Raw genomic sequence first — 20,335 nt, 5'->3', positions numbered from 1 at the left:
AATAAAAATTAATCGCTAGTTGAGAGTTTCAAATCAGACAGATACGCTATGCGCGTAAATAAGTCCGTTTTAAAACGCTACACCTCTTCATTGCGCCATCATTTTTCAAGGAGCTTCATCATGTTCTCTTCGCAGTCTCGCCTGCGCCACGCCGCTGCGGACACTTTCGCGATGGTGGTCTACTGTTCAGTAGTGAACATGGTGATTGAAATATTCCTCTCCGGAATGAGCTTTGAGCAGTCCCTTTCCTCTCGTCTGGTGGCGATCCCGGTTAACATCATTATTGCCTGGCCTTACGGCTTCTATCGCGATCTCTTTATGCGCTATGCACGCCGCATAAGCCCCGCAGGCTGGATGAAAAATCTGGCGGATGTGCTGGCGTATGTCACTTTTCAGTCGCCGGTGTATGTAACGATTTTGTGGTCGGTAGGGGCAGACTGGCAGCAGATTATGGCGGCAGTCAGTTCAAATATCGTGATATCGATGTTGATGGGTGCGGTGTACGGCTACTTCCTCGATTACTGCCGCCGTCTCTTCCGGGTGAGTCATTACCACCAGGCGAAAGCCTGATGGCAGCTCTGGGTTAGTGCTGTTCGCCGAACAGGCCGTTCAGGAAGCGCTCGAGCGCCATACGCGAACTGAAACCATGCGGAATGCCGTAATGGTCCTGTTCATGACCGCCCAGATAGAGCGGGAAATTGTGGTAGTGATCGCACAACTTAATGTCCGATGCGGGATCGGCCAGCGATGAACTGCGCTCTTTCAGGGTGGGATGGATAATCAGCGCCGTGCGGCCCATACGCGCTTCACGGTTAACATATACATAGTTTTCGCCACGGCGATAACCGTACGCTTTGTTGGTCGCCACATCCATCGTAAAGCCGACATTCTCCAGCACGCGCGCCACTTCATCGGGTCGTAAATACATAGATTTTCCTCATCATCTCTCAACTGCTTCGCAACCTTACAGTACTGAGCATGGTCAGTGACTCAGAAAATTCCACAAACTGCGCGTAAATGGGCGTTTGCCGTTTGGCCTGTAAAATTATGGTCTACGCTTAAAAGCACACCAAAAAAAGGGAGGCTACTATGTTAAACAGACCCACACGCCGTGAAGTAGATGAAGGTGTTGATGATATCAATAACGATGTCAACCAGTTAGCTGATAGCCTGGAAGATTTGCTTAAATCCTGGAGCAGCGACGCGAAAGAGGAAGGCGAATCTGCACGCCGTAAAGCGCAGGCGCTGCTGAAAGAGACTCGCGCCCGTATGCATGGTCGCAACCGTGTGCAACAAGCGGCACGTGACGCCGTCGGCTGTGCCGATAGCTTTGTGAAAGACCGTCCGTGGTGCAGCGTCGGTGCTGCTGCTGCCGTTGGTATTTTTGTCGGCGCGCTGCTCAGCTTCCGTCGTTAATTTATACAAATAATCTGAAACCTCTGCCCATCCTGCCGGATGGCAGGGGTTTTTCTTTGTCCTTTTTCCGCCCCGCTTTACAATACGCGGCGACATTTCGCCCTTACCCATTCAGTCATTCTCCTGGGCACGGCCTGTGTCTTTTTCCCATATATTGTATGGTTGATAAAATTCATAACTACATCTAGTATCTCTTCTTGTACTCCATACACTAACTGACGCGACTTATCGCGCCGCTCTATTACTTTTAACGGAAATACGAATCATGCGCATTACTATTTACACTCGGGATGATTGTGTTCAGTGCCACGCCACCAAACGGGCGATGGAGAGCCGCGGTTTTGAGTTTGAGATGGTGAACATTGATCATGTGCCGGATGCCGCAGACCAGCTGCGCGCGATGGGTTTTCGCCAGCTGCCGGTGGTGGTTGCAGGCGAGACAAAGTGGTCCGGTTTCCGCCCGGATATGATTAATCGTCTCAGCGCAGCCGCATGAGCACGCTCGTCTACTTCTCCAGCAGCTCGGAAAACACCCATCGCTTTATTACGCGTCTGGGGCTGCCGGCGGTGCGCATTCCGCTTAACGAGCGTGAGCGTATTCAGGTAGACGAACCCTATATTTTGGTGGTTCCCAGCTATGGCGGCGGCGGTACGGCCGGTGCTGTGCCGCGCCAGGTGATCCGCTTTTTGAACGATCCGCATAATCGGGCGTTGATTCGCGGCGTGATCGCCGCCGGCAATCGCAGCTTTGGCGATGCGTTTTGCCGCGCGGGCGATGTGATCGCGCAAAAATGCGCGGTGCCCTATCTCTATCGGTTTGAATTGATGGGTACTGCGCAGGACATCATCAACGTGCGAACAGGAGTAAGCGAATTTTGGCAACGACAACCGCAGCGCGCGTGATGCAGAGCACGCCCGATTTCCATGCACTGAATGCCATGCTCAATCTTTACGATCGCAATGGCCGCATTCAGTTTGAAAAAGACCACCAGGCGGTGGAGGCGTTTATGGCGCACCACGTTCGCCCCAACAGCGTTCACTTTGCGAGCCAGGATGAGCGCCTTAACTGGCTGGTGGCAGAAAATTATTACGATGAGAGCGTGCTCGCGCGCTATGAGCGGGCGTTTGTCATCGATCTGCTGGCGAAAGCGAAAGCGCGCGGTTTCCGCTTCCAGACCTTCCTTGGCGCCTGGAAGTTCTACACCAGCTACACGCTGAAAACCTTTGATGGCAAACGCTATCTGGAAGATTTTGAAGATCGCGCCTGCATGGTGGCCTTAACGCTGGCGCAGGGCGACACCGCGCTGGCACAGGAGTTGGTGGAGGAGATCCTCTCTGCCCGCTTTCAGCCCGCGACGCCGACCTTCCTTAACTGCGGTAAAAAGCAGCGCGGCGAACTGGTCTCCTGTTTCCTGCTGCGTATTGAAGACAATATGGAGTCGATTGGTCGCGCGGTGAACTCCGCCCTGCAACTCTCCAAGCGCGGCGGCGGCGTGGCCTTTTTGCTCTCGAATCTGCGCGAAGCAGGTGCACCGATCAAGCGCATTGAAAACCAGTCTTCCGGTGTGATCCCGGTGATGAAGATGCTGGAAGATGCCTTCTCCTATGCCAATCAGTTGGGCGCACGCCAGGGCGCAGGTGCAGTCTATCTCCATGCCCATCATCCCGATATTCTGCGTTTTCTTGATACCAAGCGCGAAAACGCCGATGAGAAGATCCGCATCAAAACCCTGTCGCTGGGCGTGGTGATCCCGGATATCACCTTCCAGCTGGCGAAAGAGAACGCGCAGATGGCGCTCTTCTCCCCCTACGATGTGGAACGTCTGTATGGCAAGCCGTTTGGCGATATGGCGATCAGCGAAAACTACCACCAGCTGGTTGCCGACGAGCGGGTGCGCAAAAGCTGGATCAACGCGCGCGACTTCTTCCAGACGCTGGCAGAGATCCAGTTTGAGTCCGGTTATCCCTACATCATGTTTGAAGATACGGTTAACCGCGCCAACCCGATTGCCGGGCGCATCAATATGAGCAACCTCTGCTCGGAGATTTTGCAGGTTAACAGCGCCTCAACCTTTGATGACAACCTCGATTACGCCGACACCGGGCACGATATCTCCTGTAATCTCGGCTCGCTGAATATCGCCCACACCATGGATTCGCCCGATTTCGGCCGCACCGTTGAGACGGCGATCCGCGGTTTAACCGCCGTCTCCGATATGAGCCATATCCGCTCGGTGCCGTCGGTGGAAGCGGGAAATGCCGCCTCCCATGCGATTGGGCTGGGGCAGATGAACCTGCACGGCTATCTGGCACGCGAAGGCATTGCCTACGGCAGCCCGGAAGGGCTCGATTTCACCAATTTCTACTTCTACACCATCACCTGGCATGCGCTGCATACCTCGATGATGATCGCCCGCGAGCGCGGCCAGACCTTTGCCGGTTTCCCCGCCTCTCGCTACGCCAGCGGTGAGTACTTTGACCGCTATCTTGAAGGCGACTGGCAGCCGAAAACCGATAAAGTGCGCACGCTGTTTGCCCGCGCCAATATCACCATCCCGACGCGCGAGATGTGGCAACAGCTGCGTGAAGAGGTGATGCGTTACGGCATCTATAACCAGAATTTGCAGGCGGTGCCGCCGACCGGGTCGATCTCCTATATCAACCATGCGACATCGAGTATTCACCCGATTGTGTCGAAGATTGAGATCCGCAAAGAGGGCAAAACCGGGCGCGTTTACTACCCTGCCCCGTTTATGACCAATGAGAACCTGGCCCTGTATGAAGATGCCTACGAGATTGGGCCAGAGAAGATCATTGATACCTACGCCGAAGCGACGCGCCATGTCGATCAGGGTCTGTCACTGACGCTCTTTTTCAAAGACACCGCCACCACGCGCGACATCAACCGGGCGCAAATTTACGCGTGGAAAAAGGGCATTAAGACGCTCTACTACATCCGCCTGCGCCAGCTTGCGCTGGAAGGCACCGAAATCCAGGGCTGCGTCTCCTGTGCGCTATGAGGAAAGCATGATGAACCCACTCTCCCGCGTCAGCGCGGTGAACTGGAACAAAATCCAGGATGATAAAGATCTCGAAGTGTGGAACCGGCTCACCAGTAACTTCTGGCTGCCGGAAAAAGTACCGCTGTCGAACGATATTCCGGCCTGGCAGAGCTTAAGCCCGGCCGAGCAGCAGCTGACGATCCGCGTCTTTACCGGGCTGACGCTGCTCGACACCATTCAGAACACCGTTGGTGCACCGGCGCTGATGCCGGATGCCGCCACGCCGCACGAAGAGGCGGTGCTCTCCAACATCAGCTTTATGGAGGCGGTGCATGCCCGCTCCTACAGCTCTATCTTCTCGACGCTCTGCCAGACGCGGGATGTTGATGTTGCTTACGCCTGGAGCGAAGAGAACCACGCCCTGCAACGCAAAGCGCAGATCGTGCTGGGCCACTATCGCGCTGACGATCCACTGAAAAAGAAGATCGCCAGCGTCTTTCTGGAGTCGTTTCTCTTCTACTCCGGCTTCTGGCTGCCGATGTACTGGTCAAGCCGCGGCAAGCTGACCAACACCGCCGACCTGATTCGTCTCATCATTCGCGATGAAGCGGTGCACGGTTACTACATCGGTTATAAGTATCAGAAAGGGTTAGAGAAAGTGAGCGAGGCCGAGCGCGAGTCGCTGAAAGCTTTCGCCCTCGATCTGCTGATGGAGCTATACGATAACGAGCTTGCTTACACTGACGATCTCTATGCCGACAGCGGCTGGGCCGAAGAGGTGAAAGCGTTTCTCTGCTACAACGCGAACAAGGCGCTGATGAACCTCGGGTATGAGGCGCTCTTCCCGCCGGAGATGGCGGACGTCAATCCGGCGATATTGTCGGCGCTGTCGCCCAACGCCGACGAAAATCACGACTTTTTCTCCGGCTCCGGCTCGTCGTATGTGATGGGTAAAGCCGTCGAAACGGAAGACGAAGACTGGAACTTTTAAATATTCTCTCCTCTCGCGCTGCGGGAGGAGAATATCCCCTCGTTTTTTAATTCACTACTATTTATTCCGCCGCATTTAAGCTGATTCTTAGCAAAATAACTATGACGGTCTGCGCTGTCATGGTTTGTTCATATTCCGCAAAATCATCTCCATTCAGGCTCATTTTTCTGTCCAATTCAAAAAAATGATTACCCGCGCCAGCCCTTATATCATGGGAAATAATGCCATTTGAGTGCATGGAAATTCTGTAAAGCGCGGCACAGAAGGGTTGTCTCAGATGAAGAGTGTGGTAGGGTATGACCAGTCAAATATATTCATTGGGTAGCGTATCGAAATAATAAATAACAGGAACTCTATTATTGCATGGCAATTAAATTAGAAGTTAAGAATCTCTATAAAGTATTTGGCGAGCATCCGCAGAGAGCTTTCAAATATATAGAAAAAGGACTTTCGAAAGAAGAAATACTGGAAAAAACGGGTCTGTCGCTTGGCGTGAAAGACGCCAGTCTGGCCATTGAAGAAGGCGAGATATTCGTCATCATGGGGTTATCCGGCTCGGGTAAATCCACTATGGTACGCCTTCTCAATCGCCTGATTGAACCCACCCGCGGACAGGTGCTGATAGACGGCGTCGATATTGCCAAAATATCCGATGCCGAGCTACGCGAGGTGCGCAGAAAAAAGATTGCAATGGTCTTCCAGTCATTCGCCCTAATGCCCCATATGACGGTGCTGGATAATACCGCATTTGGTATGGAGTTAGCCGGCATGCCCGCGCAGGAGCGCCAGGAAAAAGCGCTCGATGCGCTGCGCCAGGTGGGGCTGGAAAATTACGCCCACGGCTACCCGGATGAACTCTCCGGCGGTATGCGCCAGCGCGTCGGATTAGCCCGCGCATTAGCCATCAATCCCGATATCTTATTAATGGATGAGGCCTTCTCCGCGCTCGATCCCTTAATTCGTACCGAGATGCAGGATGAGCTGGTCAAGCTGCAGGCGAAACATCAGCGCACCGTTGTCTTTATTTCCCACGATCTTGATGAAGCGATGCGCATTGGCGACCGGATTGCGATTATGCAAAACGGCGAAGTGGTGCAGGTCGGCACGCCGGATGAGATTTTGAATAATCCGGCCAATGATTATGTGCGCACCTTCTTCCGCGGCGTTGATATTAGCCAGGTGTTCAGCGCGAAGGATATTGCGCGCCGTACGCCCGTGGGTCTGATTCGTAAAACGCCCGGTTTCGGCCCGCGCTCGGCGCTGAAAATGTTGCAGGATGAGGACCGCGAATATGGCTATGTCATTGAGCGCGGCAATAAGTTTGTCGGCATTGTCTCCATCGACTCCCTGAAAGCGGCGCTGGCCGCCGCGCAAGGGCTCGATGCGGCGTTGATTGACTCCCCGCTTGCGGTGGAGGCAGACACGCCGCTCAGCGAACTGCTCTCCCACGTCGGACAGGCGCCCTGCGCGGTGCCGGTGGTGGGGGAAGAGCAACAGTACGTGGGCATCATTTCGAAACGAATGCTGCTGCAGGCTTTAGATCGCGAGGGGGCAAACAATGGCTGATCAAAACAATCCGTGGCAGAGCGCACCGGCAACGGACAGCGCCGCACAGTCGGCTGATGCGTGGGGCGGCGGCGCAGCAGCACCTGCCGATAGCGGCAGCGCTGACTGGCTTAACAGCGCCCCGGCACCCGCGCCGGAACACTTCAACATTATGGATCCATTCCATAAAACGCTGATCCCGCTCGACAGCTGGGTAACGCAGGCGATCGACTGGGTGGTGCTCCACTTCCGCCCGCTCTTCCAGGGCATTCGCGTGCCGGTGGATTACATTCTTAGCGGCTTTCAGCAACTGCTGCTCGGCATGCCGTCGCCGGTGGCGATTATTCTCTTCTCGCTGATCGCCTGGCAGATGAGCAGCGCCGGGATGGGCGTTGCAACGCTGGTATCACTGATTGCCATCGGCGCGATTGGTGCCTGGTCACAGGCGATGATTACCCTGGCTCTGGTGCTCACCGCACTACTGTTCTGCGTGGTGATCGGCTTGCCGATGGGGATCTGGCTGGCGCGCAGCCCGCGGGCGGCGAAGATCGTTCGCCCGCTGCTGGATGCGATGCAGACCACTCCGGCGTTTGTCTACCTGGTGCCGATTGTGATGCTGTTTGGTATCGGGAACGTGCCGGGCGTGGTGGTGACGATTATCTTCGCCCTGCCGCCGGTAGTGCGCCTGACGATCCTTGGCATCAACCAGGTGCCGGCGGATCTGATTGAAGCCTCACGATCCTTTGGTGCCAGCCCGCGCCAGATGCTGTTCAAAGTTCAGCTCCCGCTAGCAATGCCAACCATTATGGCGGGCATCAACCAGACCCTGATGCTGGCGCTGTCGATGGTGGTGATCGCCTCGATGATCGCCGTTGGCGGGTTGGGGCAGATGGTGCTGCGCGGTATTGGTCGCCTTGATATGGGCCTTGCCAGCGTCGGCGGCGTCGGGATTGTGATCCTCGCAATCATTCTTGACCGCCTGACTCAGGCCGTGGGTCGTGACTCGCGCAGCCGCGGTAACCGCCGCTGGTATCAGACCGGCCCGCTAGGCCTGCTGACCCGCCCCTTCGCCAAATAATTTTGCTGCCCGGCGCACCGGCCGGGCAACAACATCACACCTGAAAAATAAGGAATAACGATGCGACATAGCGTACTTTTTGCCACAGCGTTTACCACCCTTCTCTCCACCAGCGCTTTTGCCGCCGATCTGCCGGGCAAAGGCATTACCGTTAAACCGTTTCAGAGCACCATCGCCGAAGAGGCGTTCCAGACGCTGCTGGTCAGCCGCGGCCTTGAAAAGCTCGGCTATACGGTCGAAAAACCGGATGAAGTAGATTACAACGTCGGTTACACCTCGATGGCAGCAGGCGATGTCACCTTTACCGCCGTCAACTGGCAGCCGCTGCATGATGATATGTATGCCGCCGCCGGGGGCAATAAGAAGTTCTACCGCGAAGGCACCTATGTGACCGGCGCGGCGCAGGGCTACCTGATCGACAAGAAAACCGCCGATAAGTACCACATCACCAATATTGAGCAGTTAAAAGATCCGAAAATCGCCAAACTGTTCGACGGCAACGGTGACGGCAAAGCCGATATGATGGGCTGCTCGCCGGGCTGGGGCTGTGAAACGGTGATTAACCACCAGCACAAAGCCTATGGCCTGGAGAACACCGTCACGGTTAACCACGGTAACTACTCGGCGATGATGGCGGACACCATCACCCGCTTTAAAGAGGGGAAACCGATCCTCTACTACACCTGGACCCCGTACTGGGTGAGCGATGTGCTGAAGCCGGGTAAAGATGTGGTCTGGTTGCAGGTGCCGTTCTCCTCCCTGCCGGGCGAGCAGAAAAATATCGATACCAAACTGCCGAACGGCATGAACTACGGTTTCCCGGTGAACACCATGCACATTGTTGCCAATAAAGCCTGGGCGGAGAAAAACCCGGCGGCGGCGAAGCTGTTTGCCGTTATGAAACTGCCGCTGGCGGATATCAATGCCCAGAATGCGATGATGCACGCCGGTAAAGCCTCCGAAGCGGATGTGCAGGGCCACGTTGATGGCTGGATCAAAGCCCATCAGCAGCAGTTTGATGGCTGGGTGAAAGAGGCGCTCGCCGCACAGAAGTAACGCACTGACTCTTTGACCTTCTCACGCGCCATCGGGTTCTCGCCCGGTGGCGCGTTCGTTTATCCAGCCCGGGTGCACAGATAACAACACACGCCGCCGGGCAATTGTCTATGATGGATTTCTGACAAAGAACCTCATTGATAGTTGATACCTATGACAAAAACTCACCACGGACTTAGCCCGGCGCTGATTGCGCTGATGTCGATGGCAACCGGACTCGCCGTTGCCAGCAATTACTACCCGCAGCCGCTGCTGGATACCATCGCTAACGCCTTTTCGATCACCGCAAGCCAGGCCGGATTTATCGTCACCGCCGCGCAGCTTGGCTATGCCGCCGGGCTGCTGCTGTTGGTGCCGCTTGGCGATATGTTTGAGCGGCGCACATTAATTGTGGTGATGACGCTACTCTCAGCGGGCGGGATGCTGATTACCGCCAGTAGCCCATCGCTCGGTTTGATGATTCTGGGTACCGCACTTACCGGCCTCTTCTCAGTGGTGGCGCAACTTCTGGTGCCGCTGGCCGCGACGCTTGCGACGCCAGAGAGCCGTGGGCGAGTGGTCGGCACGATTATGAGCGGCCTGCTGCTGGGGATCCTGCTTGCGCGCACCGTCGCCGGGCTGCTGGCAAGCCTCGGCGGCTGGCGCACCGTTTACTGGGTTGCCAGCATATTAATGGTGCTGATGGCGCTGGCGCTCTGGCGCGGCCTGCCGAAACTCAAGTCGGAAACGCACCTTAACTACCCGCAGCTGCTCGGCTCCGTCTTCACCCTCTTCGCCAGCAATAAACTGCTGCGCACCCGCGCGCTGCTTGGCTGCCTGAGCTTTGCCAACTTCAGCGTCTTGTGGACTTCAATGGCCTTTCTGCTCGCCGCGCCGCCGTTTCACTTCTCTGATGCGATGATCGGCCTGTTTGGCCTGGTGGGCGCCGCCGGTGCATTAGGTGCACGTCAGGCGGGCGGGCTTGCGGATCGCGGCAAAGGCAACCTCACCACCACAGGTGGTCTGGTGCTGCTTCTGCTCTCCTGGGTGGCAACCTGGTTTGGTCACAGTTCCGTCTTCGCGCTGATTATCGGCATTATCGTGCTCGATCTCACGGTACAGGCGGTGCATATCACCAACCAGACGATTATCTATCGCGTGAACCCGGAGGCGCGTAACCGGCTCACAGCTGGCTATATGACCAGCTACTTTATCGGCGGTGCCGCAGGGTCGTTGATTTCGGCCACGGCGTGGCAGCATGCGGGTTGGGCTGGCGTCTGCGCTGCGGGCGCTATCCTCGCCTTGCTTAACGTGCTGGTGTGGTGGCGAGGATATCGCCATACGGAGGCGCAGAGCTAAGCAACCGCTCACGTTTAGGCAATTCGGTGCCAAACCGGGGTGTTAACACGTCCGTCACTCTGCTAAGGTTATAGGACTTGTTTATCCCGGTTATATTAACGTGGGTGATATATAACAAACTTTATGGATATGGATCGTTCATTGAATTACACCGCCGGGCCTGAAAAGGTGGCATCGCACACGGAAGGCATCACAAACCGCCTGTCCTCTATTGTTAGCCACCCCGCCGTGGCATTTTCCTTCGTTTTATACGCCCGCTTCGCCGGTCGCCACCTCTGGCATCGTCACCGCCCTGTCTTCTTCACGCTAGTGAGCGCACTGCTGTCCGGTGTCGCCTGGAAATTTCTGCCACATGCATAGATAGAGCAAATTTATTAGCACAAATAATACATTTACTTTATTTGTCACCGTCGTTACTATATCGACTGCAATTAATGAGGTTATACCCAAATGGATAGTTCGTTTACGCCCATTGAACAAATGCTTAAGTTTCGCGCCAGCCGCTATGAAGATTTCCCGTTTCAGGAGATTTTATTGACCCGCCTCTGTATGCACATGCAGGGCAAGCTGCTGGAAAACCGCAATAAGATGCTGAAAGCGCAGGGCATTAACGAGACATTGTTTATGGCGCTGATTACCCTGGAGTCGCAGGAAAATCACAGCATTCAGCCGTCGGAGCTGAGCAGCGCGCTGGGATCGTCCCGCACCAACGCTACTCGTATCGCCGATGAGCTGGAGAAGCGCGGCTGGATCGAACGCCGCGAAAGCGATAACGATCGCCGCTGTCTGCATCTGCAACTGACCGACAAAGGACACGAGTTCCTGCGTCAGGTTCTGCCACCGCAGCACAACTGCCTGCATCAACTCTGGTCAACCCTGACCAACGCTGAGAAAGATCAGCTCGAGCAGATCACCCGTAAGCTTCTGTCGCGTCTCGACCAGATGGATGAAGAGGACGTGGTCCTCGAGGCGCTGCGCTAACGCGATAAACAGCTTTAGTTTCCAGGATGAGCAATGTGAAGGGCCAGCTAAGCTGGCCTTTCTGACGAAAGGTCGGTACACGCCGACATAACTAAAAATAAGATCGTGGAGAGAATCATGAGCGCAAATGCGGAGAGCCAGACCCCGCAGCAACCGGTCAAAAAGCGCGGCAAACGTAAGGGATTGCTGCTGTTACTGACCTTGCTCTTTGTTGTTATTGCCGTGGCATACGGAATTTATTGGTTTTTAGTCCTGCGTCATTTTGAAGAGACGGACGACGCCTATGTGGCGGGGAACCAGGTACAGATCATGTCGCAGGTCTCCGGCAGCGTGACGAAAGTCTGGGCCGACAACACCGATTTTGTGCAGAAAGGCGATGTGCTGGTCACGCTTGATGAGACCGATGCCCGCCAGGCGTTTGAAAAAGCGCAGACCCAGCTGGCAACCAGCGTACGCCAGACCCGCCAGTCCATCATCAACAGCAAACAACTGCAGGCGAGCGTTGAGCTGAAAAAGACCGCCCTTGCCCAGGCGCAGAGCGATCTTAACCGCCGCGTGCCGCTCGGTAGTGCGAATCTGATTGGCCGCGAAGAGTTGCAGCACGCCCGTGATGCGGTTGCCAGCGCGCAGGCCGCACTGGATGTCGCCGTTCAGCAATATAACGCCAACCAGGCGATCGTGCTGGATACGCCGCTCGAAGAGCAGCCCGCGGTGAAGCAGGCAGCAACAGAAGTCCGTAATAGCTGGCTGGCTTTGCAGCGCACCAAAATTGTCAGCCCGCTCACCGGCTATGTCTCCCGCCGCGCGGTGCAGCCTGGCGCGCAGATTTCTGTCACCACTCCGTTGATGGCGGTGGTTCCGGCGACCAACCTCTGGGTGGATGCCAACTTTAAAGAGACGCAGCTTGCGCATATGCGCATTGGTCAGACCGCGACCATCATCAGCGATTTTTATGGCGATGAGGTGGAGTACAAAGGCAAAGTGGTCGGTCTCGATATGGGTACCGGCAGCGCCTTCTCACTGCTGCCCGCGCAGAACGCGACCGGGAACTGGATCAAAGTGGTTCAGCGACTGCCGGTGCGTGTCGAGCTTGATGCCCAACAGCTGGCAGATCACCCGCTGCGTATTGGCCTGTCAACGACGGTGAAAGTCGATACCTCCGCGCGCGATGGCGCCGTGCTGGCGAAGCAGGCACGCACCACGCCAGCGTATGAGAGTAACGCGCGGGAGATCAATCTTGAGCCGGTCAACACGCTTATCAATAACATCGTGAAAGCCAACGCCGGGTAATCTTATATGAGTGCCATGCAACAGAAACCGCTGGAGGGCGCGCAGCTGGTCATTATGACCATTGCACTTTCACTCGCGACCTTCATGCAGGTGCTGGATTCCACCATCGCCAACGTGGCTATCCCGACGATCGCCGGTAACCTTGGCTCCTCGCTGAGCCAGGGGACCTGGGTGATCACCTCCTTCGGGGTGGCGAACGCCATCTCAATTCCGATTACCGGCTGGCTGGCAAAACGCTTCGGCGAAGTGCGGCTCTTTCTCTGGTCGACGGTGGCGTTTGCCATCGCCTCCTGGGCGTGCGGCGTCTCCAACAGCCTTGGGATGCTGATCTTCTTCCGCGTTATCCAGGGGATTGTTGCCGGGCCGCTGATCCCGCTTTCGCAGAGCCTGTTGCTGAGCAACTACCCGCCGGCGAAGCGCTCTATCGCGCTGGCGCTCTGGTCAATGACGGTGATCGTCGCGCCGATTTGCGGGCCGATCCTCGGCGGCTATATCAGCGATAACTACCACTGGGGCTGGATCTTCTTTATCAACGTGCCGATTGGCGCGCTGGTGGTGCTGCTTACCCTGCAAAGCCTGCGCGGACGTGAGACGCGTACCGAGCAGCGGCGTATTGATGGCGTAGGCCTCGCATTGCTGGTGGTGGGTATCGGTAGTCTGCAGGTGATGCTCGACCAGGGGAAAGAGCTGGACTGGTTCAACTCGACCGAGATTATTGTGCTGACGATTGTCGCGGTGATCTCCCTGAGTTTCCTCGTGGTGTGGGAGCTCACCGACGATAACCCGATTGTCGATCTCTCGCTGTTTAAGTCGCGGAACTTTACCATCGGCTGCTTATGTATCAGCCTTGCCTATATGCTCTACTTCGGCGCAATTGTTTTGCTGCCGCAGCTGTTGCAGGAGGTGTATGGCTATACCGCAACCTGGGCCGGGCTGGCGTCTGCGCCGGTTGGCGTGATCCCGGTACTGCTGTCGCCGATTATTGGCCGCTTTGCGCATAAGCTGGATATGCGCAGGCTGGTAACCTTCAGCTTTATTATGTATGCGGTGTGCTTCTACTGGCGCGCCTATACATTTGAGCCGGGAATGGATTTTGGCGCGTCAGCGTGGCCGCAGTTTATTCAGGGCTTTGCCGTGGCCTGCTTCTTTATGCCACTGACGACCATTACTCTCTCCGGCTTGCCGCCGGAGCGGCTGGCCGCGGCCTCGAGTTTGTCGAACTTTACGCGAACGCTGGCAGGCTCGATCGGCACATCCATCACCACGACGCTGTGGACCAACCGGGAATCGATGCACCATGCGCAACTGACGGAGTCCGTTAACCCCTACAACCCGAACGCGCAGGAGATGTATAACCAGCTGCAGGGAATGGGGATGTCGCAGCAGCAGTCATCAGGCTGGATTGCCCAGCAGATCACCAACCAGGGGCTGATCATTTCGGCGAACGAAATTTTCTGGGTCTCGGCGGGGGTCTTCCTGATACTGCTTGGCCTGGTCTGGTTTGCCAAACCTCCGTTTGGTGCAGGCAGCAGCGGCGGCGCGCATTAACGCCAAATAAAAACGCCTCCGCAGGGAGGCGTTTTTTTATTTCACGATACCGAGGATCTCAAGCGTCATGATTGACGCCACGCCCGGTGGCACCATGCCCGGGATCCCCTGCTCGCCGTATGCCAGCTCGGCGGGGGTATAGATTCGAATCCGCCCTCCGACCACCACTTTTTCAATCCCTGCGCGCATCAGCGGCGGCAGCTCGCTAATTCGCCCGCTGTGTACCGCACCGCGCGACAGCACCTTGCCGGAACTCAGCTTCTCATCAACCCGAAAGCGGATCACATCGCCAGACAGCAGCGCAACGCCCTGCCCTTTCTTCTCCACCAGATAGATGATGCCATTGGCAGTGCGCTCAGCGCCTTTCAGCTTTGCCGCCTCGGCCAGCACGTTTTGTGCCTGTTTCCGGTTCTGCGCCAGCTCGTTTTTCTGCGCATCGCCCATCTTTTTATTCAGGCTTTGCAGCACCTTTTCGATATCGTCACTCTTCATCTGCAGGCTGCCGGCGAACTTATCCTGAAAGCCCTGCAAAAACGCCTCTGGCAGATATTTTTGCCCGGAGTGGGTCAGCGTGACGCTCTCCTGCTGCGCTTTCGCCGCAAACCAGGCGCCCCAGGCGTAGTTCATTCTGGCGGCGGGCGATCTGTTCTCTGTCAGCAGATAGTGGCTCTGCGCTTTTTGCGGCGCTAACAGCGCAGCACTCTTCTGCTCAGCCTGCGCGCTCTCCTCTGTGCGCTGCTTAAGCTGCGCCTCCAGCGTGGCGATACGCGCGGCCTGATCGCTGACCTGCTTCGTGGCGAGATCAAGCTTGCTGCTTATCTCCTCTTTGGCCTGGATGAGTTGCTTCACCTGCTCCGCGCTTTGCGATGGCGCGGCGGTGTGCTGCTGGCCCTGCTTTTCCAGCGCCTCCAGCTGCTGCTGATGGGTTTTCACCTGCTGCTGCAGATCGCTATTCGCCGTGCGAAACGCCTGTAGGGCTTGCGTGTCATCGGCGTGCTTCTGGCTCGTCTGCGCCAGCTGCTGCTGGCTGGCCTTGAGCTGCTGTTCAAGCTGGCTTTTCTCATCACGCAGATGTTTTAGCGCGTCGCTCTCATCGGCAAGCTTCTGCTTCGTTTCGGCAAGTTGCTGAATATGCGTCTGCAACTGCTGTTTTAACGAGGCACTCTCTTTTGCCACTGCGTCCTGCTTAGCGGGCAGTACAACCGCTGTGGCGCGCTGCTTTTTCTTCAGCGCGGCGATCTGGCGTTGCGCTAACGTAAGCTTACGCTTTAGCTGCGCGACTTCCGCACGCTTCGCCTCACTCTCTTTCACCTTACTCTGCACCTCAACCGGTGGTGCAGGCGTCGCGTTCGGCTGTGCCGAAAGTCGATCGTTAATAAACGGAGAGTGAGGAGTAACGGCGATAATCTTCTCTTTATTTAACTGCTCAAGTAATGCAGCCGGATCGGCTCGAACCCCGGAGGATGAAATAGCTGATAGCAATACAGCTGATGAATATAATAATTTTCTCATAACTGTTTCAGTGCATTTGCGCGCCGGGACATATTCACGAATACCGCGCTGCGTACGCGCGAGCAAACAACTTCAATTTTGTTATCAATTTCCGTCTTCATTATTTCCGCCGAGTTGTTATCAATAATCGGCTGATTTTTTTTGTAGACTTCATAGCTTTGATTAAGGGTGGTGAACTGCTGCTTATAGGTTTCAAATGCCGTTTTGTCGAGACCCTGCAGAGCGGTAAGCAGTTCGTAGCACTGCTGTGTCTCCTGCTTCTGCGGCGCGTCCTGCACCAGAGCAGGTGCTTTTGATTTAACGCAGCCGGTTAATGTAAGTGAGAGACAAAAAGAGAGACATACGTAAGAGATGGGTGAGCGCCGCATAATATCCTCGTTATTCAGGCATTCTTTTCACTGAAATAGATGCAGAAAATAAATACAGAAGGTAACACGTTCGCCTAATAGCGACGTGCGGTGCAAACTATCATGGCAAGATTGAAATAACAATAAGAAGGCGTGGCGGCAGCAAGGATATTACTTATATATTAAGCGCGGGTAATAATTAAGAGAATCAAATAGAAATAATGTATAAAAAATTTCTTATAAATATGAGGGCATATAATAGTGCCGCTTCCTGTTAACCAGAAAGCGGCATAGCAAACTAGATATGCAGTTCCTGCAACTTCTCTTTCGGCAGAGCCAGGTCATCATTGCTGTTGACGCGCACATCGCGATCGAGAATGTGACGCGCGATCTCCTGCGCCTCTTCCAGCGAGTGCATCTGGTATGTGCCGCACTGGTAAACGTTCAGCTCAGGGATCTGATTCTGCTCTTTCACTTTCAGCACATCTGCCATCGCCGCTTTCCAGGCATCAGCGACACGCTGCTCATCCGGCGTACCGATCAGGCTCATGTAGAAGCCGGTGCGGCAACCCATCGGCGAAATATCGATAATTTCTACGCCATCACCGTTGAGGTGGTTGCGCATAAAGCCAGCGAAAAGGTGCTCCAGCGTGTGGATCCCTTTCTCCGGCATAACTTCTTGATTAGGAATGCAAAAACGCAGGTCGAATACGGTGATGGCGTCGCCGTGCGGCGTGTTCATTGTTTTAGCAACACGGACTGCAGGCGCTTCCATACGGGTGTGATCGACAGTGAAGCTATCCAGTAACGGCATTTAGTCACCTCCGACAGTGATTTTTTTTAAAATAAACTGAACTCTTTATTCGCGGGCGAGTCTGAATATATGAAAGACGCGCATTTGTTATCATCATCCCTGTTCTTCGAGAGATGAAATTTTGGCCACAGCGATGTGGCCTTTTTCTTTTCTGCTAGGCGTGACGCGCAAGCAGCGCTTCAAACGATTCGTTATCCCCGGCTTCAATCTCCGCCTGGCGCGCCAGTGAAGCGTGGCATTCCGCAATAAAATCCTCTTCATGCAGAATTTCCAGCGGCTCTTCGCGCAGCTGCGAACGGTACTGCTCGCTCAGCGCTTTACCTGTTCCGCCCATGCCTTCATCAATCATCGAACGCAGAATACGCGCCGAGAAGGTCAGCTCAGGATCGTCAAAGCTGGCGACCAGCTGATCGCATACCGCTTCATACTCATTGCCACCGTACACGCCATCCAGCGTTTGCGCTACCCGTTTCAGATCGTTAAACAGATCGCGTCCGACATCGGCGAGCGGGTATTGCGCGGTTTCACAGCCTATACCGAGCGTCAGGCCCGGCTTACGGCCTTCGAGGATCACGCGGTTCCAGTTAGTACGCGTACAGAGCAGTTCATCGCTGCTCATCTCCGGCGCATCGGCCAGCACACACCAGACCATAAAGAGATCGAGGAAACGCACCTGCTGCTCATCAACACCAATCGCGGTGAACGGGTTGATATCCAGCGAGCGCACTTCGATATATTCAATGCCGCCGCGCAGCAGCGCATCCGACGGCGTTTCGCCGCTACGGGTCACGCGTTTCGGGCGAATCGGTGCGTAGAGCTCATTTTCGATCTGCAGAATGTTGGTGTTGATTTGCAGATACTTGCCCTCTTTCTGCAAACCGATCTTCGCGTACTCTTCCGACGGCGTTTTGATCGCGCGCTTCAGCGCGACCACGTAATCATGAAGATTATTGAAGGTAATATTGAGGCTGTTCTGCGACTTATTGGTGTAGCCCAAATCGCTTAAGCGCAGCGACGTGGCATAAGGCAGATAGAGCATGCCGTTGTGCATCTTCTCGAAGGGCAGCGACGTCTCTTTACCTTGCAGGAAGGAGGAGCAAATAGCCGGTGAGGCACCGAAAAGATAAGGGATGACCCAGCCGAAGCGATAGTAGTTGCGGATCAGGCGGAAATAGCCCTCCGAGACCGCTTCTTTATCGGTGCTGCCGCTTTTCGCCTGCCAGAACGCCATCGGCAGCGAGAAGTTATAGTGCACGCCGGAGATGGTTTGCATCAGCGCGCCATAGCGATTTTTCAGCCCTTCGCGGTAGAGGGTTTTCAGGCGACCAATATTTGAGGTGCCGTACTGCGCCAGCTCAATTTCCTGCCCCTCTTTGATGTAGCAGGGCATGCTCAGCGGCCAGAGACGCTCATCGCCAATCTGGCGGGCGGTATAGCGATGGATGTCGCGCATGATAGTGAGCATGCGGTCAATATCACCCTCAACCGGGGTGATAAACTCCAGCAGCGCTTCGGCAAAATCCGTCGTAATCCATTTATGAGTTAATGCAGAGCCAAGCGCTGCCGCGTGACCGGTTGTCGCCAAAGACCCATCCGCGTTAACGCGCAGGGTTTCGCGCTCAAGGCCACGTTGGATGCCTTTGAGCGCCTGAGGATGTTTTTCCAGCCAGGACAACGCCTGTGATACGTCCGGGATCAAATTGACCTCCCGCCTGTAATAATCGTTTTATTAAGCATAATTGTAATGGTTGACGATGAAAGGTCACTCACGCAATCCAATTAGTGCCACCACGTCATACCCTGAAGCGTTACGAGGGCGAGAGCCACATAGCGCAACGCTTTGCCAAGGCATAAAAAAAAGAGCACTGGCCCCCACGAAAGGCGTAGCCATCCCGCAAGTATGCACAGCAGATCGCCTATAACAGGCATCCAGCTCAATAACAGCGCCGCGGCGCCGTAACGTTTGAGCCAGCCGGTCGCCCTCTCCTGCCAGCGCGATGCTTTACGCTGCGGGAAGAAGCGCCCAAGAATAACGTTAGTCAGCCCTCCAAGGCTATTACCCATTGTTGCTATTACAACAAGCCACCAGGGCTGGCTGACTTTCGCCAACAGCATAGCGACCAACACCACCTCTGAGTTGCCCGGTAAAATCGTGGCACTGAGAAAACTGCTGGCGAACAGTGAAAGAAGCGGTAGCGCATCGCTCACAATATGCGGACATCCACAGCGTCCATACCGGCCGCACGCGCCGCCTGCAGGCCGAAGTCGGCATCTTCAAATACCACGCACTGCGACGGCTGCACGCCCATACGTTTTGCGCAGAGTAAAAAGGTATCCGGTGCGGGTTTATGGTGCTGAACGTGATCGGCGGCAATTACCGCATCAAAATAGTGTCGCAGACCGAGATGCGCCAGCAGCGCTTCAGCAACGGCGCTTTCACTTCCGGTGCCAACCGACATCGGGCGACGCCCGTGCCACGCTTTTACCACGTCGATAAGCGGTAACGGGCGCACGCAATCGAGCAGCATCGCTTTCACGGCTGCGTTTTTCTCTTGGGCAAGTAAGTGGGGATCAAGATCGGCCTGGTTTGCTTCGATAATGACCTCGGCGAGACGCCAGGTTGGCGAACCGTTCAGCGCTATCATTGCCTGTTCGTCAAAATGCATGCCGTAACGCGCCAGCACCTCGTACCAGGCTTTGCGGTGGGTTGGTTCAGTATCCAGGATGGTGCCATCCATATCAAAAATCAAACCAGCGTAACGTGCGTACATCATGTTCTCACAAACCGGATAACTAACATTTACTTTAACGTAAACAAGGCTTTTTGTCGCATCCAGCGCGAGATTAGCTTCAGGGAATATGATTTTGGGCAGAATTTCGTCGAAAGTGTGGGAGTTTTGAGGATGATGCTTTAAGCAGAAAGAATAAGAGAGGAGTTTATTGATGAGTTCGTAAAAGATGGTGCATCCGGGAGGATGACTCGGCTTCGCCTCGCCCTTCGGGTCGTTGCTGAAGCAACGCTATCCTCCCTGTTACTCGCGGTTAGGCCCGCTACCCCTGAGCAAACAGACTGGCTGTTATCTCGCAGAGAATGGTGCATCCGGGAGGATTCGAACCTCCGACCGCTCGGTTCGTAGCCGAGTACTCTATCCAGCTGAGCTACGGATGCATCGGGAAAACTTTATTTACAACGCAGATTCAGTGCCCTGTTTATCACAATCACACTGAGCAAGATGGTGCATCCGGGAGGATGACTCGGCTTCGCCTCGCCCTTCGGGTCGTTGCTGAAGCAACGCTATCTTCCCTGGTGCTTGCGGTTAGACCCGCTACCCCTGAGAAAACAGACTTACTGGTATTTCGCAGAATATGGTGCATCCGGGAGGATTCGAACCTCCGACCGCTCGGTTCGTAGCCGAG

At 55.3% G+C, this 20,335-nt stretch carries 21 protein-coding genes and 1 tRNA gene; 13 read left to right on the top strand and 9 right to left on the bottom strand.

The window, feature by feature from the left end; genetic code table 11:
• The first annotated feature begins 120 nt into the window (after nucleotides 1-120).
• Nucleotides 121-570 carry an L-alanine exporter AlaE gene (alaE, locus tag IAE48_RS12345; protein WP_054803941.1) on the top strand — a complete coding sequence of 150 codons (450 nt, stop codon included), beginning with the start codon at nucleotides 121-123 and terminating at the stop codon, nucleotides 568-570.
• 13 nt (nucleotides 571-583) lie between these two features.
• On the opposite strand, the gene IAE48_RS12340 is transcribed toward alaE, so the two are convergent.
• The gene (locus IAE48_RS12340; RefSeq protein ID WP_042712548.1) at nucleotides 584-928 is read right to left on the bottom strand and encodes a DUF2002 family protein; all 345 of its coding nucleotides are present in this window, start codon (nucleotides 926-928) and stop codon (nucleotides 584-586) included.
• A gap of 161 nt (nucleotides 929-1,089) precedes the next feature.
• On the opposite strand from IAE48_RS12340, the gene IAE48_RS12335 reads away from it, so the two are divergent.
• The 5 genes from IAE48_RS12335 to nrdF all read left to right on the top strand — a co-directional run bounded on the left by IAE48_RS12335 (nucleotide 1,090) and on the right by nrdF (nucleotide 5,409).
• The gene (locus IAE48_RS12335) at nucleotides 1,090-1,416 is read left to right on the top strand and encodes a DUF883 domain-containing protein (protein ID WP_200134561.1); all 327 of its coding nucleotides are present in this window, start codon (nucleotides 1,090-1,092) and stop codon (nucleotides 1,414-1,416) included.
• Nucleotides 1,417-1,681: 265 nt separating this feature from the next.
• Entirely contained in the window at nucleotides 1,682-1,912 is a 231-nt protein-coding gene (gene nrdH / locus IAE48_RS12330) for a glutaredoxin-like protein NrdH (RefSeq protein ID WP_042712550.1), read from the top strand.
• A complete protein-coding gene (nrdI, locus tag IAE48_RS12325; RefSeq protein WP_094421780.1) occupies nucleotides 1,909-2,319 on the top strand; it encodes a class Ib ribonucleoside-diphosphate reductase assembly flavoprotein NrdI in 411 nt (136 codons plus the stop codon). The genes nrdH and nrdI overlap by 4 nt, the downstream gene beginning before the upstream one ends.
• Entirely contained in the window at nucleotides 2,292-4,436 is a 2,145-nt protein-coding gene (gene nrdE / locus IAE48_RS12320) for a class 1b ribonucleoside-diphosphate reductase subunit alpha (RefSeq protein ID WP_200134560.1), read from the top strand. The genes nrdI and nrdE overlap by 28 nt, the downstream gene beginning before the upstream one ends.
• 10 nt (nucleotides 4,437-4,446) lie before the next feature.
• A complete protein-coding gene (gene nrdF / locus IAE48_RS12315; protein ID WP_233631576.1) occupies nucleotides 4,447-5,409 on the top strand; it encodes a class 1b ribonucleoside-diphosphate reductase subunit beta in 963 nt (320 codons plus the stop codon).
• Between the two features lie 61 nt (nucleotides 5,410-5,470).
• Here the strand turns inward: nrdF and IAE48_RS12310 are convergent, their stop codons facing one another.
• Entirely contained in the window at nucleotides 5,471-5,647 is a 177-nt protein-coding gene (locus IAE48_RS12310; RefSeq protein WP_200134558.1) for a hypothetical protein, read from the bottom strand.
• Between the two features lie 125 nt (nucleotides 5,648-5,772).
• Between IAE48_RS12310 and proV the strand changes: the two genes are divergently transcribed.
• The 7 genes from proV (at nucleotide 5,773) to emrB (ending at nucleotide 14,245) form a co-directional block, all read left to right on the top strand.
• Nucleotides 5,773-6,975, top strand: coding sequence for a glycine betaine/L-proline ABC transporter ATP-binding protein ProV (gene proV, locus IAE48_RS12305; protein WP_200134557.1), 1,203 nt, complete (start codon nucleotides 5,773-5,775; stop codon nucleotides 6,973-6,975).
• Nucleotides 6,968-8,032 (top strand): glycine betaine/L-proline ABC transporter permease ProW, encoded by a 1,065-nt coding sequence (gene proW / locus IAE48_RS12300; protein ID WP_054803936.1) that lies wholly within the window; start codon nucleotides 6,968-6,970, stop codon nucleotides 8,030-8,032. The genes proV and proW overlap by 8 nt, the downstream gene beginning before the upstream one ends.
• 60 nt (nucleotides 8,033-8,092) lie before the next feature.
• On the top strand, nucleotides 8,093-9,088 hold the full coding sequence (gene proX / locus IAE48_RS12295) for a glycine betaine/L-proline ABC transporter substrate-binding protein ProX (protein WP_200134556.1): 996 nt from the start codon (nucleotides 8,093-8,095) through the stop codon (nucleotides 9,086-9,088).
• A gap of 153 nt (nucleotides 9,089-9,241) precedes the next feature.
• A complete protein-coding gene (locus IAE48_RS12290; RefSeq protein ID WP_200134555.1) occupies nucleotides 9,242-10,426 on the top strand; it encodes an MFS transporter in 1,185 nt (394 codons plus the stop codon).
• A 450-nt stretch (nucleotides 10,427-10,876) separates the two neighbouring features.
• Nucleotides 10,877-11,407 (top strand): transcriptional repressor MprA, encoded by a 531-nt coding sequence (gene mprA, locus IAE48_RS12285; RefSeq protein ID WP_023480518.1) that lies wholly within the window; start codon nucleotides 10,877-10,879, stop codon nucleotides 11,405-11,407.
• A gap of 117 nt (nucleotides 11,408-11,524) precedes the next feature.
• Nucleotides 11,525-12,697, top strand: a complete 1,173-nt coding sequence (emrA, locus tag IAE48_RS12280; RefSeq protein WP_124967457.1) for a multidrug efflux MFS transporter periplasmic adaptor subunit EmrA — start codon at nucleotides 11,525-11,527, stop codon at nucleotides 12,695-12,697.
• Nucleotides 12,698-12,712: 15 nt separating this feature from the next.
• Nucleotides 12,713-14,245: a multidrug efflux MFS transporter permease subunit EmrB gene (emrB, locus tag IAE48_RS12275; protein ID WP_023480531.1), complete on the top strand. Its 1,533-nt coding sequence runs from the start codon at nucleotides 12,713-12,715 to the stop codon at nucleotides 14,243-14,245.
• Between the two features lie 36 nt (nucleotides 14,246-14,281).
• Here emrB and IAE48_RS12270 read toward each other — a convergent pair whose 3' ends face one another.
• From IAE48_RS12270 to IAE48_RS12240, 7 genes are all read right to left on the bottom strand, one after another.
• The gene (locus tag IAE48_RS12270; RefSeq protein WP_200134554.1) at nucleotides 14,282-15,757 is read right to left on the bottom strand and encodes an FKBP-type peptidyl-prolyl cis-trans isomerase N-terminal domain-containing protein; all 1,476 of its coding nucleotides are present in this window, start codon (nucleotides 15,755-15,757) and stop codon (nucleotides 14,282-14,284) included.
• Nucleotides 15,754-16,125, bottom strand: a complete 372-nt coding sequence (locus IAE48_RS12265; protein ID WP_232045228.1) for a hypothetical protein — start codon at nucleotides 16,123-16,125, stop codon at nucleotides 15,754-15,756. Before IAE48_RS12265 ends, IAE48_RS12270 begins: the two co-directional genes overlap by 4 nt.
• A gap of 277 nt (nucleotides 16,126-16,402) precedes the next feature.
• Nucleotides 16,403-16,918 (bottom strand): S-ribosylhomocysteine lyase, encoded by a 516-nt coding sequence (gene luxS / locus IAE48_RS12260; RefSeq protein WP_023480587.1) that lies wholly within the window; start codon nucleotides 16,916-16,918, stop codon nucleotides 16,403-16,405.
• A 154-nt stretch (nucleotides 16,919-17,072) separates the two neighbouring features.
• Nucleotides 17,073-18,617 (bottom strand): glutamate--cysteine ligase, encoded by a 1,545-nt coding sequence (gshA, locus tag IAE48_RS12255; RefSeq protein ID WP_128482274.1) that lies wholly within the window; start codon nucleotides 18,615-18,617, stop codon nucleotides 17,073-17,075.
• Nucleotides 18,618-18,697: 80 nt separating this feature from the next.
• Nucleotides 18,698-19,126 (bottom strand): YqaA family protein, encoded by a 429-nt coding sequence (locus IAE48_RS12250; RefSeq protein ID WP_200134553.1) that lies wholly within the window; start codon nucleotides 19,124-19,126, stop codon nucleotides 18,698-18,700.
• A complete protein-coding gene (gene yqaB / locus IAE48_RS12245; RefSeq protein WP_200134653.1) occupies nucleotides 19,123-19,689 on the bottom strand; it encodes a fructose-1-phosphate/6-phosphogluconate phosphatase in 567 nt (188 codons plus the stop codon). Before yqaB ends, IAE48_RS12250 begins: the two co-directional genes overlap by 4 nt.
• A gap of 321 nt (nucleotides 19,690-20,010) precedes the next feature.
• A tRNA-Arg gene (locus tag IAE48_RS12240) sits at nucleotides 20,011-20,087 on the bottom strand.
• Nucleotides 20,088-20,335 lie beyond the last annotated feature (248 nt).

It is taken from the genome of Kosakonia sp. S57 (assembly GCF_016516575.1).
GTDB classification, from domain to species: domain Bacteria; phylum Pseudomonadota; class Gammaproteobacteria; order Enterobacterales; family Enterobacteriaceae; genus Kosakonia; species Kosakonia cowanii.
This window is presented reverse-complemented; position numbering and strand designations above follow the sequence as displayed.